This window comes from Methylobacterium sp. 88A (genome assembly GCF_000376345.1).
GTDB lineage: Bacteria > Pseudomonadota > Alphaproteobacteria > Rhizobiales > Beijerinckiaceae > Methylobacterium > Methylobacterium bullatum.
The window spans coordinates 3,759,639-3,774,274 of sequence record NZ_AQVT01000001.1; the positions used below are offsets into that span (position 1 = coordinate 3,759,639).

At 68.4% G+C, this 14,636-nt stretch carries 9 protein-coding genes; all 9 read right to left on the bottom strand.

Annotated features, from left to right (window positions below; translation table 11 throughout):
* Nucleotides 1–2 precede the first annotated feature (2 nt).
* Nucleotides 3–3,662 carry a PAS domain S-box protein gene (locus A3OM_RS0118020; protein WP_018045173.1) on the bottom strand — a complete coding sequence of 1,220 codons (3,660 nt, stop codon included), beginning with the start codon at nt 3,660–3,662 and terminating at the stop codon, nt 3–5.
* Between the two features lie 184 nt (nt 3,663–3,846).
* Entirely contained in the window at nt 3,847–5,073 is a 1,227-nt protein-coding gene (locus tag A3OM_RS0118025) for an O-antigen ligase family protein (RefSeq protein WP_018045174.1), read from the bottom strand.
* Between the two features lie 227 nt (nt 5,074–5,300).
* The gene (murD, locus tag A3OM_RS0118030) at nt 5,301–6,659 is read right to left on the bottom strand and encodes a UDP-N-acetylmuramoyl-L-alanine--D-glutamate ligase (protein WP_018045175.1); all 1,359 of its coding nucleotides are present in this window, start codon (nt 6,657–6,659) and stop codon (nt 5,301–5,303) included.
* 136 nt (nt 6,660–6,795) lie between these two features.
* Nucleotides 6,796–7,878, bottom strand: coding sequence for a phospho-N-acetylmuramoyl-pentapeptide-transferase (gene mraY / locus A3OM_RS0118035; protein WP_018045176.1), 1,083 nt, complete (start codon nt 7,876–7,878; stop codon nt 6,796–6,798).
* Nucleotides 7,879–8,004: 126 nt separating this feature from the next.
* Nucleotides 8,005–9,468: a UDP-N-acetylmuramoylalanyl-D-glutamyl-2,6-diaminopimelate--D-alanyl-D-alanine ligase gene (locus tag A3OM_RS0118040; protein WP_018045177.1), complete on the bottom strand. Its 1,464-nt coding sequence runs from the start codon at nt 9,466–9,468 to the stop codon at nt 8,005–8,007.
* 259 nt (nt 9,469–9,727) lie between these two features.
* Nucleotides 9,728–11,197: a UDP-N-acetylmuramoyl-L-alanyl-D-glutamate--2,6-diaminopimelate ligase gene (locus tag A3OM_RS0118045; protein WP_018045178.1), complete on the bottom strand. Its 1,470-nt coding sequence runs from the start codon at nt 11,195–11,197 to the stop codon at nt 9,728–9,730.
* Nucleotides 11,194–13,026 carry a penicillin-binding protein 2 gene (locus A3OM_RS0118050; RefSeq protein WP_018045179.1) on the bottom strand — a complete coding sequence of 611 codons (1,833 nt, stop codon included), beginning with the start codon at nt 13,024–13,026 and terminating at the stop codon, nt 11,194–11,196. Before A3OM_RS0118050 ends, A3OM_RS0118045 begins: the two co-directional genes overlap by 4 nt.
* A gap of 4 nt (nt 13,027–13,030) precedes the next feature.
* Nucleotides 13,031–13,507 (bottom strand): hypothetical protein, encoded by a 477-nt coding sequence (locus tag A3OM_RS0118055; protein ID WP_018045180.1) that lies wholly within the window; start codon nt 13,505–13,507, stop codon nt 13,031–13,033.
* Nucleotides 13,504–14,571: a 16S rRNA (cytosine(1402)-N(4))-methyltransferase RsmH gene (gene rsmH, locus A3OM_RS0118060; RefSeq protein WP_018045181.1), complete on the bottom strand. Its 1,068-nt coding sequence runs from the start codon at nt 14,569–14,571 to the stop codon at nt 13,504–13,506. The genes A3OM_RS0118055 and rsmH overlap by 4 nt, the downstream gene beginning before the upstream one ends.
* Nucleotides 14,572–14,636: the final 65 nt, after the last annotated feature.

Genomic DNA, 14,636 nt, shown 5'->3' on the forward strand with positions numbered 1-14,636 from the left:
GGTCAGGCGGCTTGCAGCATCCTGATCGTTCCAAGGGTACCGTCCCGGACGACGACGAGACGCTGGACCAGCAGAGCGAGGTCGTCCCCGTTGCGGCAGGCTGTTTCGATCTCGCGGCAGAGATCCGACAGACCGACGAAGCCGAGCAGCCCGGCGGCCGACACCATGACGTGCGCGTCGTAGGCCAGATCCGCCGGCTCCATACCCGACAGATCCACGGCCTGCGGCGACGATCCGAACCGGTCGATGAGTTCGTCGGCCAGCATCGACAGCAGGACCGTCGCCCGCTCCGGCCCCACCATGTCCCTCAGCGACTCGTAGACCTCGAGATCGAGAATGGTCGGTAGGGCCGGCGCGTCGCCGGCAGCCACGGGGCCGCTCCAACGGGCGATGGCCGCGTAGAGTGCATCGCGCTTGAACGGCTTGCCGACATGGTCGTCCATCCCGGCGGCCGTCAGCGAGGCGACCTTCTCGGGCAGGACGTTGGCGGTCATGGCGATGATCGGCACCGCGCAGGCGGGGGCAGGCAGGGCGCGGATCAGGCGCGTGGCGGCGAGCCCATCCATGCCGGGCATCTGGACGTCCATGAGGACGAGATCGAAAGCGAGCGGTCCGCCCGCATGGGCCTGGATCGCGGCCACCGCCTCGGCACCGTTGCCCACCACGTCGACACTGTGGCCGGCGAGTTCGAGGACCGCCCGAGCCAGGGTCTGGTTCACCGGAACGTCCTCGGCGACGAGGATCCGCACCGGCCTCGGGACCAAGGTGCTCCTCGCCACCACTCTCCCCTCCCCGGCCTCAGCGGGGCCGCTCGCGGCCTCCGTGCGCGGCAGGGCGAGGGTGAACCAGAAGGTCGATCCTTCGCCGGGACGGCTCGTGACCCCGATTTCCCCATCCATCATCGAGACGAGACGGCGGCAGATGGCGAGGCCGAGTCCGGTGCCGCCGAAGCGACGGCTGATGGAGGAATCGACCTGGCTGAAGCGCTGGAACAGATGGATCTGCTCCTCCTCCGAGATGCCGATACCGGTATCCACCACCTCGAAGCGCAGGACGGGGCCGCCCGCCTCCTCGCCGCATTGTCTGACGTTCAGGGTGACGGAACCCGCAGGGGTGAACTTCACCGCGTTGTTGAGGAGATTGAGCAGCACCTGCCGGAGCCGGTTCGCATCCCCCAATGCCCAGGGCGGCAGCGCGGGGTCGAGCCGCGAGAGGATGGTCACGGGGCTCTTGAGCGCGCTGCCGCGCACGATCTCCACCGTATTCTCGATGAGGTCGCGCAACGGGAAGGGGAGCAGTTCCAGGGTGAACTGCCCCGCCTCGATCTTCGAGAAGTCGAGGACGTCGTTGACGATGGTGAGAAGCGCGGCGCCCGCCCCTCCGATCAGTTCGAGGCGGTGCCTGTCGTCCGGCGTCCGGCTCGGCTCCTCCAGCAGGAGGTCGGCATAGCCGAGGATGCTGTTGAGCGGCGTCCGGATCTCGTGGCTCATGGCGGCGAGGAATTCGCTTTTCGCAGCGCTGGCCTGCTCGGCCCTGACTGTGGCCGCCTGCAACGCGGCCTCCACCGTCTTGCGCTCGGTGATGTCGAAATGCAGGCCCACCATCCGATAGGGCGCGCCGGCCGCGTCGTAGAGCACGCGACCGCAGGTCGAGATCCAGCGCTCCTCCGCGTCCACGACAATGCGGTACTCGGCGAGGTAGTTGGTCCGGTTTCGGATCGCGTTGGCTGCTTCCTCTCGGACCGCCTGCCGGTCATCGGGATGGACCAGCGGGATCCAGTCCTGGACGGGCATGGCCCGGGCGCCCTCGCAGGGGAGGCCGAACAGGCCGACGGCTTTCGGGCTGAGGGTGATGGTATCCGTCCAGAGGTCGAGATCCCAGGTGCCCGCATCGGCCGCGTCCTGGGCGATGCGCAGCAGGTCGGTGGTCTCCTCCAACCGCTGGCGTGCGGTGATGATGTCGTCGATGTCGAGGGCGGTGCCGAGCCATTCGGCGGCATCGGGCGCCCGGTCGTCATGGGTCGGGATCGGGATCATCACGATCTTATGCCAGCGGTAGACGCCGTCATGGCGGCACAGGCGTCCCTCAACCGTGAAGGTCCGCCCCCAGGCATGGGCGTTCCGCCACGCGACCTCCATGCGTTCGGCATCGTCGGGATGGTTGCGCGCGGTGCGCTCGCTCCGCTGGGGACCGATATCACCGTAGAAATCGGTGAAGGCCGGATTCACATAGGTCGCCGTCCCGTCCGGCGGGCGGGTCGTCCAGATCAGGGCGGGCAGGGCCTCCGCGAGGGTGCGGTAGCGATCCTCGCTGCGCTGGAGTTCGAGTTCCGCCGCGCGGCGCTCGGTGATGTCGCGGGTGATCTCGGCATAGCCGACCACGGCCCCCTCGTCGTCGCGGATGGCATCGATGGCGACGCTGGCGAAGAATTGCGAGCCGTCGCGGCGAACCCGCCAGCACTCGAACTTGAGCCGCCCCTCATAGGCGGCGGTGGCGAGCGCGATGCGCGGCGCCCCCGCTTCGAGCCCCTCCGTCGTATAGAAGCGCGAGACGTGACGCCCGATGGCATCCTTCGCGGAATAGCCGGTGATCCGCTCGGCCCCGCTGTTCCAGTTGGCGACGTGGCCGGTCCGGTCGAGGGTGACGAAGGCGCAATCGCTCACCGCGTCCACGAGACGGCGGAACTGGCTCGTCCGCTCCCGCAGGGCGGCGTCGGAATTGCGGGCGTCCGTAACGTCGATGGCGGTGCCGACCAGCCCGACGGCCAGACCCGCCACGTCGCATTCGCAGATGCCGCGAACGACCATCGTTCGGACCTCCCCATTCGGACGAACCATCCTCGCTTCGAAGGCGAAAGCACCTCTTCGCTCCAGCGCATCGGAAATGCTGGACCGAACCAGTTCACGGTCGTCGGGATGATGCAGATCGAGGGCCCCGTCGAATGTCGGCGCGGAGGTCGCGGGATCGAGCCCGGCAATCCCGTAGATGCCCGTGGACCAGAAGGTCTGGCCATCGGCGAGCCGGACGCGCCAATGGCCGATCCCGGCGACCTCCTCCGCCATGGCGAGCAGGTGATGCGCGCTGGCGAGCGCGCTCTGGCGCTGCTGCAACTCTTCCCGCTGGTCGGCGATCGTCGCCTGATGGGCCGCGCGTTCCTCGGCCTCGCGGACCAGCCTCACATGGGCGTCCGCGAGGCGAAGATGGGCGGTGACGGTGACCGCGAGGTCGTGCAGAGCCGCTTCATCCTCCGCGCTGAACGGGCGCGGCGTGCTGTGAATGAGACAGAACGAGCCGACGCGGAAACCCGATTCGAGGCACAGTGGCACGCCGGCGTAGAAGACGATGGGATCGGGGCCGGTCACCAAGGGGTTCCCGGCGAAGCGCGGATCGAGGCGCGCATCCGGCACCACGAGCATGTCGCCACCGGCGATGGTGTGATGGCAGAACGATTCGAGGCGCGGCATCTCCTTGCCGGCGAGGTCACAGTCCGACTTGATCCACTGCCGGTCGGAATCGATGAGGGCGACATAGGCCTTCTCGACCCCGAAGAGGCGTTTGGCCGTGCGCGACACCGCCTCGAAATGCTCTTCGGGGGGCGTATCGAGGATACCCAGGCCGTGAAGCGCGGCGACGCGCTCGGCTTCATGAGACGGCGTGATCAAGGATCGGGCCTCGTTGCGCTGCGGTGGCAGCCTTGCGGAGCATCACATATGCAGGCCGCTAGGATAACGTTCTATGTCTCGCGTGAGAATTTCGCCCTCCGCCGCCTCATTTGCGACGGCACACAGCATCATTTCCTTCGCCGGCGAGACTTCGACGCCACGGCAACAGACCCAGTGTGAGACTTCATGTGGGGGATCGCTGTTGAAACACCCAGCGAACACGTGCGGCCTCGAGCCCCCATAGCATCCCGAGCATCATGTAAACGTGACGCCACTTCTCGATATCGATTTGAAATGCCTGGAGGAAGAACATCAGAAGGGCCGGAAACACGATCTGGGCGAGCCCCTGATAGGGTGACTGTTTGAGGCACAGGCGAAACCCGACGAAGATGGATGTCAGGACGATGGAGACGAACGCGAAACCTCCGAGCCATCCCCCATTCGCGAACCCGCCGATATAGGAATTGTGCGGCTCCAGATCGAAGACCACGCGCCATCTCAGAGGCCCGAAACCGAGGGGGCGATCGATGAGCATCGGGATGCCGCGACGCTGGTTGCCGAACCGTCCGGTCTCGCCTTCATCGTAATCCTTCGTGACCTGCGCCCGATCGGTGAAGCGCTCGGAGACCCCCTCCATCGACAGGAGGCCGCCGATCAGGAGCGCGCCGACGAGGACGGTGAGGGCCGACAGCCGGGCGATGCGCCGCCGAATGGCCCGCGATGGTGAGGTTGCCCATGTGAGGCCGATCGTCAGGCAGATGCCGAGGAGGCAGGCTCCCCAGGACCCGCGCGAGAACGAAAGGAAGACGCAGGCCAGCAGGACGAGCAGTGCCGTCGCGGAGAGGAAGTTCCGCCGCGTCTCCCCCACCAGCATCCTGCGGATGAGATACAGCACCGACAGGATGAGGAAGGATCCGAGCAGATTGGGGTCCTGGAACACGCCCGAGGCGCGTCCGTCCATCTTGAACAGCACGTCTTCGCCGAGCACGTCGAAATAGCTGAAGATGCCGCAGATCGCGGCAAAAAGCGCTCCCGCGAGGTAGGCCTTGAGGACGAAACCGACCCTGTCGGAGGTCTCGTCCGAGAAGAACATCACGAAGAAAATGCCGGTCAGCCCGAGATAGATGGCCTGATAGGTCCACTCGACCGAATTGGTCTCGTCGAGATAGGGGATCAACGCGATGACGATGGCCGACAGATAGGTCAGCAGAAGTGCGACGATGAGGATCGTCGAGCGGTAGAGCCTGATCCCCAGCAGGAACCACAACGCGATCGTCGGCAATGCCAGGAAATCATAGGGCGACGGCTTCATGAAGGTGAAGCACGTGAAGAAGATGACCAGCGCCAACAGCGTGTAGCCGAGGGTGTGGAGCGGGCCCGACGAGACACGGCGAGGAGCAGCCGACACCATAGCGACGCCCGCCTCATCCGCGCTCCATCTCCCGCCTGCCGCCATTCCGCCCGTCCAACCCGCCTCAGGATACGCGCCCGGCCTCAGCATGAGGCACTCCCCGTCAGCGAAGACTTAAACCGACGGTCTCACGTCCCTCGCATGCCGAGGGCGGTCGCCCGAGCGTCAGGCCGTCGCTGTCCCGGGAAGCCGGGGGCGGACCAGGATTTGAGCAACGCGGCGTCGGATTATCCGATCAGCCCCCGCACGAGCGCGCGGAACTGGTCGCCCCGATCTTCGAAACTCTTGAACTGGTCGTAGGAAGCACAGGCCGGCGAGAGGAGGACCACCGGCTCCGACGCTTCTGATCTCGCAGCGGACTCCGCCGCCTGCTTCGTCGCCACGTCCAGGGTGCCGCAGCGCGTATAGGGCACCCTCCCCTCCAGCGTCGCGGCGAAGGCGTCGCTGGCCGCGCCGATGAGGTAGGCGTGGGCGACGCGGTCGAAGAGCGGCGCGAGCAGGTCGATGCCGCCCTCCTTCGGCTTGCCGCCGAGGATCCAGTGGATGTCGCGGAAGGCCGTGAGGGCCTTCTCGGTGGAATCCGCGTTGGTGGCCTTTGAATCGTTGACGAACAGGACCCGCCCGCGCCGGCCGACCTCCTCCATCCGGTGCGGCAGGCCGGGGAAACTCACGAGTGCCGATGCGATCTGCCCGTCGGTCACGGCGAGAGCCTGGGCCACGGCGATGGCGACGGCGGCGTTCTGCCAGTTATGGGCGCCCCGGAGCGAGCCGATGCCGGCGACATCCGCGATGGCCTCCCCGGAGCGCCCGGCCACGATCCCGTCGCGGACGGTCAGCCCGTCCACGTCCTGCCGCGCGACACCGATCCGTACGAGGGGTCCCCGATGCCGGTCGGCGATGGCGCGGCTCGGCTCGTCGTCGACGCCGACCACCGCGAGGGCGGAGCCCCGGATCAGCCGTTCCTTGATCGCCGCGTAGTTTTCCATCGTCCCGTGCCGGTCGAGATGGTCGGGCGTGATGTTGAGGAGCACGCCGACGCTCGGGCTCAGGGACGGCGTCAGGTCGATCTGGAACGAGGACAGTTCGATGACGTGGTAGCGCCCCGGAGCCGGCGGCTCCAGCGACAGGATCGCCGTGCCGATATTCCCGCCCATCTGAACGTCGAGGCCCGCGTCGCTCAGGATATGCGCGGTCAGCGCCGTGGTGGTGGACTTGCCGTTGGTGCCGGTGATGGCGACGAACGGCGCATCGGGGGCGATCTTGGCCCGCTCACGGCAGAACAGCTCCACGTCGCCGACGATCTCGATTCCGGCCGCCTTGGCGAGATCGACGGTCCAGTGCGGAGCGGGATGGGTCAGCGGTACGCCGGGGGCCAGGATCAGGGCGCAGAAGCCCGACCAGTCGGCGCTGCGCAGATCCGCGACGCCGATGCCCCGTTCGCGCGCCCTGGCCCGGCTCTCGGGGCTGTCGTCCCAGGCGACGACGCGGGCGCCCCCGGCCTGGAGCGAGACCGCCGTGGCGAGGCCGGAGCCGCCGAGGCCGAACAGGGCGACCGTGCGGCCGGCGAAGGTGGTGGCGGGGGTCATGCGGGTCTCGAACTCGCCAATGCTCTGATCTTTGTCCCCCTCCCTCTACCTCATCCTGAGGCGCCCGCGCGAGCGGGCCTCAGGACGAGGTGATCGGCGGGAGGAAGACCGGTTGTGGCGAACCGTCATACGACGCTCAGCGCAGCTTCAGCGTCGCGAGGCCGGCCAGCGCCAGGATCACGGCGATGATCCAGAACCGGATCACGACCTGCGGCTCCTTCCAGCCCTTCTGTTCGAAATGGTGGTGGATCGGCGCCATGCGGAAGACGCGCTTGCCGGTGAGCTTGAACGAGGCGACCTGGATGATCACCGACATGATCTCCAGGACGAACAGGCCGCCGACGATGGCCAGCACGATCTCGTGCTTCGTGGCGACAGCCACGGTGCCGAGGAGGCCGCCGAGGGCGAGCGACCCGGTATCGCCCATGAAGATCTGCGCCGGGGGGGCGTTGAACCACAGGAAGCCGAGCCCGGCGCCGATCACCGCGCCGCAGACGACGGCGAGTTCGCCGGTGTCGCGGACGTAATTCACCTGGAGGTAGTTGGCGGTGAAGACGTTGCCGACGAGATAGGCGATGACCCCGAACGTGCCGCAGGCGATCATCACCGGCACGATGGCGAGGCCGTCGAGGCCGTCCGTGATGTTCACCGCGTTGCCGGCGCCGACGATGACGAAGCCGGCGAACAGGACATAGAACCAGCCGAGATTGAGGAGCGCATCCTTGAAGACCGGGAAAGCGAGCTGGTTCTGGAGCGCGGGCGCCGAATAATACGAGATCAGGGTGCAGGCCGAGATGGCGATGGAGGCTTCGAGCAGCAGCCGGAACTTGCCCGAGAACCCCTTATGCGACTGCTTCGTCACCTTGAGGTAGTCGTCGTAGAAGCCGATGGCGCCGAATCCGAGGGTCACGGCCAGCGTCACCCAGACGAAGTGATTGCGCGGATTGGCCCAGAGCAGGATCGCCACGATGGCGCCGGCCAGGATCATGAGCCCGCCCATGGTCGGCGTGCCGCGCTTGGTCAGGTGGGTCTGAGGCCCGTCCTCGCGGATCGGCTGCCCCTTGCCCTGGCGCAGGCGCAGCAGCGAGATGATGAGCGGCCCGAACCAGAACACGAACAAGCCCGCCGTGAACAGCGCGCCGCCGGTACGGAAGGTGATGTAGCGGAAGACGTTGAGGGGCGAGAGCGTGCCGCTCAGGTCCGACAGGAGATACAGCATCCGACACCCGGTCGCGGTTTGTCTGGGAATGGATCGTCGGGGTTGGAGGAGGCCGCGCGCCTTTCCATCCCCGCCATGCCGCCCGGCTCGCGGGCTCTCCCGGCGAGCCGGGCCTGACACGGAGGTCTATTGGCGGATCGCGGCCTGCGCCGACTCGGCGCGGTCCACGGCGCCCGCGTAGCGGGCTTTGAGGGCTTCGACAATGCGGCCCATGCGGATGCTGTTCGATCCCTTGACCATCACGGCGTCTCCGGCGCGCAGGGCACCCAGGAGCGGATCGACGAGATCCGACGACGCTCCGGCCGAGACGCCGCGCCGGCTCACCGGCAGCGCCTCGAACAGGTGGCGCATCATCGGGCCGGCGGTGAAGACGAGATCGATCCCGGCCTCTTCCACGGCCGAGGCGAGGGAGCGATGGTGCTCTTCCGCCGCCGCTCCGAGTTCCAGCATGTCACCGAGGACCGCGATGCGGCGCCCGCGCGATCCGGTCTCGATGCCGGCCAGGGTGGCCAGGGCCGCGCGCACCGAGGCCGGGTTGGCGTTGTAGCTTTCGTCCACCAGGAAGGCCTCGCCGTCCTTGAGCTTGAGCGCCGTGCGCTCGCCGCGCCCGACGGGGGGCTTCAACGCGGCCAGGGACAGGGCGGCTCGCGCCAGGTCGGCGCCCAGGGCATGGACCACCGCCATGACGCCCAGCGAGTTCATCGCCGTGTGTCGGCCGGGCGTTCCGAGCTGGTACGTCACGGGGATACCCATCACCGAAGCGTCCACCACGGAGAGATCGGGCCGCATGACGATACGAAGGGCGCGGACATCGGCCTCCTCGTGCTCGCCGAACGTGACGACCCGCCCCGCCTGCGAGGCATGGGCATGGGCGAGCAGGCGCGAAAAGTTCGGGTTGTCGCGGTTGATGATCGCGGTCCCGCCGGCGCTCAGGCCGGAGAAGATCTCGCCCTTGGCATCGGCGATGGCCGAGAGCGAGGCGAAATGCTCGATATGCACCGGCTCGACGGTGGTGATCAGCGCGATGTCCGGCCGGACCATGGCCGTCAGCGGCACGATCTCGCGCGCGTGGTTCATGCCGATCTCGAACACGCCGTAATCGCTGTCGGCGGGCATCCGCGCCAGGGTCAGCGGCACGCCCCAATGGTTGTTGTAGGAGGCGATGGACGCATGGGTCCGCCCCTGCGCGGACAGGACGTGGAGCAGGGCCTCCTTCGTGCCGGTCTTGCCGACGGAGCCGGTGACGGCGACGATGCCGGCATCCGTGCGCCGGCGCGAGGCCGCACCGAGGGCACGCATGGCCTCGAGGATCGGATCCTCGCCCGCTCCCGACACGGCAAGGACGCCGCCCGCCCCGGCGAATTCCTCGGCCCGGTCGGCGGCGACCACGGCCGCTCCGGCACCGCGCGCCAGGGCATCGCGAACGAAATCATGGCCGTCCCGCGCCTCGCCGCGAATGGCGAAGAACAGGTCGCCCGGCTGCAGCGTCCGCGTGTCGATGGAGGCACCGGTGATCGGCTTCGGATTGCCGAGCAGGCTGCCGCCGGTGGCGGCTTCCAGGGCCTCGGGGGTCCAGAGGGGCGTCGTCATCGGCGAGTCACTCGTAATGAACGGTCGGACGCATCCCCTCTCCCCGCCTGCGGGGAGAGGGCCGTGTCTCCACCCTGTCGGGGAGCACGGCGAGGCGGCAGCCGATGGTGAGGGGGCGACGACGGACGAGTCTCCTCCGGAGATCCCCCCTCACCGTCGCTCCGCTCGCTTCCTGCACGGCGAGGTGCAGGAAGCCCTCTCCCCGCCTGCGGGGAGAGGGGGACGCACACCCTTCGCATCGGATCGACCGACGACCGTTTCACGCCCCCACCTCCGCGATCGCAGACCGGATCACCTCGTGATCCGAGAACGGAAGCACCTGTGCGCCCACGATCTGGCCGGTTTCATGACCCTTGCCGGCCACCACCAGCACGTCGCCGGGCCGGAGCCCGCGCATGGCGGTGCGGATCGCCTCGGCCCGGTCGCCGATCTCGATGGCGCCGGGAGAGGCGGCGAGGATGGCGGCGCGGATCGAGGCCGGATCCTCGCTGCGCGGATTGTCGTCGGTGACGATGACGAGGTCGGCTTTGCGTGCCGCGATGGCGCCCATGAGCGGGCGCTTGCCGGTGTCGCGGTCGCCGCCACAGCCGAAGACGCAGGTCAGGCGACCTGTCGCGAAGGGGCGGAGCGCGTCGAGCACGCTCTCCAGGGCTTCGGGCTTGTGAGCGTAATCCACGAGGCAGAGGGCGCCGTTGACCTCGCCGATCCGCTCCATGCGGCCGGGCACGCCGGTGAGGTGTTCGAGGGTGGCGAGAATGTCCGCCATGCGGTCGCGTCCGATGGCGGCGCCGACGAGGCCGGCGGCGAGGAGCGCGTTCTCCACCTGGAAGGCGCCGACGAGAGGCAGGTCGACCCGGTGCGTCCCCGGCTCGTCTCCGAGCCGGATCGTCAGGACTTGGGCGAAGCCTTCGGTCCGGGCGTCGACGAGGCGGATGGCATCGCCCTTCATGCCGGTCGTCAGGACATCGTGCCCGGCAGCGCGCGCGGCCTCGATGACCCGGTCGGCGTAGGGACCATCGGCATTGACGATCACGGGCCGGCCGTCCGGCAGGAGCGTCGTGAACAGCCGCAGCTTGGCCTGGAGATACTCCTCGATGGTGGCGTGATAATCGAGGTGGTCGCGGCCGAGATTGGTGAAACCGGCCACAGTGAGCGTCACGCCGTCGAGGCGGCGCTGCTCGATCCCGTGGGACGACGCCTCCATGGCGAGATGGGTGATGCCGTCATCCGCCAGCCGCGCCAGGGTCTCGTGCAGCGAGACCGGATCGGGCGTGGTCAGCGAGCCGTATTGCGCGCCGCGATCGGTGACGATGCCGACCGTGCCGAGGCTCGCCGAAGCGAATCCCAGACGCGACAGGATCTGACGGACGAAATCGGCCACCGAACTCTTGCCGCTGGTCCCGGTGACCGCGATCACGGTCTGCGGCTGGCGGCCGGAGAAGCGCGCGGCGGCGAGCGCCAGGGCCCGTCGCACGTCGGGAACGGCGATCCAGAGAGCCTCTGCCGGCAGGTCGGCGGGCCGATCGCCCTCCCCCAGGATGGCGACGGCGCCATCCGCGAAGGCCTTGGCCGCGAAGACCTTGCCGTCCACCCGCGTTCCCGGCACCGCCACGAAGACGCCGCCGGGAACGACCCGGCGGCTATCGGCGGTGATGCCATGCGCGGCGTTTCCCGCCGCAGCACCGAGGTCGGCCTCGGGAAACAATTCGCCGAGGGTCATGCCGCTCATCGCCCGTCGAGCATCGTCGCGTGATACGCGCCGAGCTTCACCATGAGGGGGAACGGCTTCACCGGCGGATCGAATTGCGGCGGCAGACCGATGATCGGGGCGACGCGCTCGATCACCCGCCCGGTGACGACGCCCGAGTTCCAGGCAGCGGTGGCGTAGCCGCCGGATTCCGGCAGGCCCTGCGGCTCGTCCATGATGGTGACGAACAGGTATTTCGGGTTGTTCATGGGCGCGGCGGCCATGAAGGTCGTGAACAGGCGGTTCTTCACGTAGCGGCCGTGGATCACCTTCTCGGCGGTGCCGGTCTTGCCGCCGACATAGTAGAGCGGGATCGAGGCCTTCTTGGCCGAGCCTTCCACCGCGTTGAGGCGCATGATGAAGCGCATCGCCTCGCTGGTCTCGGGCTTGAGCACGCGGGTCGCCTTCTTCAGCGCCTCGGCCTCGGTGGTCTTGAGGAAGGTCGGCACGATGAGATTGCCGCCATTGGTGATGGCGCCCACCGCCGCCGCCGCCTGGAGGGGGGCCACCGCGAGACCGTGTCCGAAGGCGATGGTGATGGTGTTGATCTCGGTCCAGCGCGAGGGAACGATGGGCTCCGCGCTCTCGGGCAGTTCCGTCCGCATCCGGTCGGTCAGGCCCATCTTCTTCAGGAAGGCCTTGTGGCCGGGCACGCCGATGCCGAGCGCCATCTTGGCCGAGCCGATGTTGGAGGAGTGGGTGAACACCTCCGGCATGGTGATGGTGCGGTTGGTGCCGTGATATTCGTGGATCTTCTGCCGGCCCCAGGTGAGCACGCCGCCGCGGGTATCGAAGGTGGAATTGACGTTGTACTTGCCGGAATCGAGCGCCATGGCCAGCGTCATCGCCTTGAAGGTCGAGCCCATCTCGTAGACGCCGACATTCATCCGGTTGATCCGGTCGGGATTGTTCGCCTCGGCCGGGTTGTTCGGGTCGAAATCCGGCAGGGAGGCGAGCGCGATCACCTCGCCGGTGGTCACGTCGAGGATCATGCCCGCCGCGGCCTTGGCCTTGAAGTGGTCGAGGCCCCAGGCGAGCTCGTCGCGCAGGGCGAACTGCGCCCGCAGGTCGATGGAGAGCTGGACCGGGCGGAGGTCGGTGGATTTGGCGACGAAGCCGAGGCTGTTGAGGTCCTTCAAGCCGGTATTGTCGATGTACTTCTCGATGCCGGCGATGCCGATATTGTCGAGGTTGGTCACGCCCAGGATATGGGCCGCCGCCGTGCCGTTGGGGTAGACGCGCTTGTGGTCTGGCAAGAAGCCGACGCCCGGAATGCCGAGGCGATGCACTTCGAGCTGCTGCTTCGGGGTGATCTCGCGCTTGACCCAGACGAAGCCCTTCTTCGTCGAGAGCTTGGCGCGCAGGTCGGTGGCGTTGAGCTCGGGCAGGACGGCGGTGAGGAGCTCGACCGCCTCGTCCTTGTCGTAGATGTTCTTCGGCTCGGCGAAGACCGAGACCGTGCGGATGTCGGTGGCGAGGATCTCGCCGTTGCGGTCGACGATGTCGGGCCGGATCGCGGTGGTGGCCGCGGCGGCGACGCGGTTGTCGCCGTTATCGGCCTGGGGGAAGGCCGCCATCGCCACGAGCCGGCCGGCGATGGTGAGGAACACCACCGCGAAGCCGAGACCGACGAGGCCGACGCGGGCATAGGACCGCTCGATGGCCAGATGGAACATCGCCCGCACCACGCCCATCACCGTCCAGGTCGGACGCGCGGCTGGCGCCGGCTGCGGAGCGCTCTCGGGGTGGTGGGCGTCCCCGGCCTCTTCGGCGGTGTGGGGCGCGTGATCGTGAACGGTCTCGTCTGACACGGGACTACCTCGAAACCGTATTGGGCGTTCTGGTGGTTTGGACGGTGGTCGTCTTGGTCGCCGACGCGGTGGTCGTCGGCTTGGTGGTCGTGGTGCGCGTGGTGATCGAACCGGTCGTCCTCGGCTCGTCGGAGGACTTCGCCGCCGACTTCTCCTTGGGCGTCGCGGTGGCGGCCAGCAGGCGGCCGATCTCGTCGCCGCGGTCGGGACGCATCGGCAGGTCGGAGAGGCGTCCGAGATGGTTCACGCCGATGGGCTCCAGGGCGAGATGGCGCTCCACCGCCGCCTGCAGGCGGTCGGGGCGGGTCAGGAGCTGCCACTCGGCCCGCAGCACCGCGATGGCCTGCCGCTCCTTGTGGAGCTGGCTCTTGGCCTTCGAGACCTGACCGGCCTGGTACAGCGTGTCGTACTTGATCGAGTAGGCGTAGATCGCCGAGCCGATCAGGCCGAGGATGGCGAGGACGTTCAGCAGACGGATCACCGACGCACTCCACCGCTCTTCGAGACGAGGTGACCGCGCTGGGCGGGAAGGGCCGCCAGCGCTTCGATGGCGGCCAGCGGCGGCGCGACGGGCGCCATGGTGCGCTCGGCGGCCCGGAGCTTGGCCGAGCGCGAGCGCGGATTGGCATGGATCTCGGAATCCGATGCCGTCACCGGCCCCTTCGTCACCATGGTGAAGCTGCGCGGGGTCGGCGCATCGGCGCTCGGCAGGTGGCGGGAGGCCTGGGCCGCCCGGCCGCTGCGCGCGGAGAAGAACTGCTTGACGATGCGGTCTTCCAGCGAATGGAAGGTGACCACGGCGAGGCGCCCGCCGGGCCGGAGGATCCGTTCGGCGGCATGAAGCGCCTGGACGAGTTCGCCCAGTTCGTCGTTCACGGCGATGCGCAGCCCCTGGAAGGTCCGCGTGGCGGGATGGATTCCGCTGGCGGGATCGGCCCAGACCACGCTCGACACGACCTCGGCCAGCGCCGCCGTGGTCTCGATCGGGCCCTTCCGCCGCGCCTCGATGATGGCGCGGGCCACCGCCCGCGAGCGGCGCTCCTCGCCGTAATGGTAGATGATGTCGGCCAGCGTCGCCTCCTCGGCGCCGTTGACGAGGTCGGCGGCGCTCTGGCCGGCGCGCTCCATGCGCATGTCGAGGGGGCCGTCGTTGCGGAACGAGAAGCCGCGGTCGGCCTGGTCGATCTGCATCGAGGAGACGCCGATATCGAGGACGACGGCGTCAGCCGTCTCAGTACCCTGGTCCCGGACGAGGGCGTCGAGCGTGCCGAACCGGCCCGGCACCAGGGTCAGGCGCCCTTCGGAGGCGGCCACGAGGGCCGCGCCGCCGGCGATGGCGTTGGGATCGCGGTCGATGGCCAGCACGCGAACGCCCGGGTCGGCCTGGAGCATCGCGCGGGTGTAACCGCCCGCACCGAAGGTGCCGTCCACCGCCAGGGACGCGCCGGTCAGCCCGAGCGAGGCCACCACCTCCGCGAGCAGCACGGGAATGTGGGGCGGGGTCGCCGCCGGGCCGTCGGGGGCGCCGTCATGAAGGACCGTCATGCCGCGAACCGGCCGATGGCGACGTGCGAGACGGACCGGGGCGAAGCGCGCCGAAGCGGAACGGG

What these genes read in the sequence shown, in the direction of transcription:
- A3OM_RS0118025 (WP_018045174.1), bottom strand. Translation starts at nt 5,073, where the DNA reads ATGGTGTCGGCTGCTCCTCGCCGTGTCTCGTCGGGCCCGCTCCACACC.
- murD (WP_018045175.1), bottom strand. Translation starts at nt 6,659, where the DNA reads ATGACCCCCGCCACCACCTTCGCCGGCCGCACGGTCGCCCTGTTCGGC.
- mraY (WP_018045176.1), bottom strand. Translation starts at nt 7,878, where the DNA reads ATGCTGTATCTCCTGTCGGACCTGAGCGGCACGCTCTCGCCCCTCAAC.
- A3OM_RS0118040 (WP_018045177.1), bottom strand. Translation starts at nt 9,468, where the DNA reads ATGACGACGCCCCTCTGGACCCCCGAGGCCCTGGAAGCCGCCACCGGC.
- A3OM_RS0118045 (WP_018045178.1), bottom strand. Translation starts at nt 11,197, where the DNA reads ATGAGCGGCATGACCCTCGGCGAATTGTTTCCCGAGGCCGACCTCGGT.
- rsmH (WP_018045181.1), bottom strand. Translation starts at nt 14,571, where the DNA reads ATGACGGTCCTTCATGACGGCGCCCCCGACGGCCCGGCGGCGACCCCG.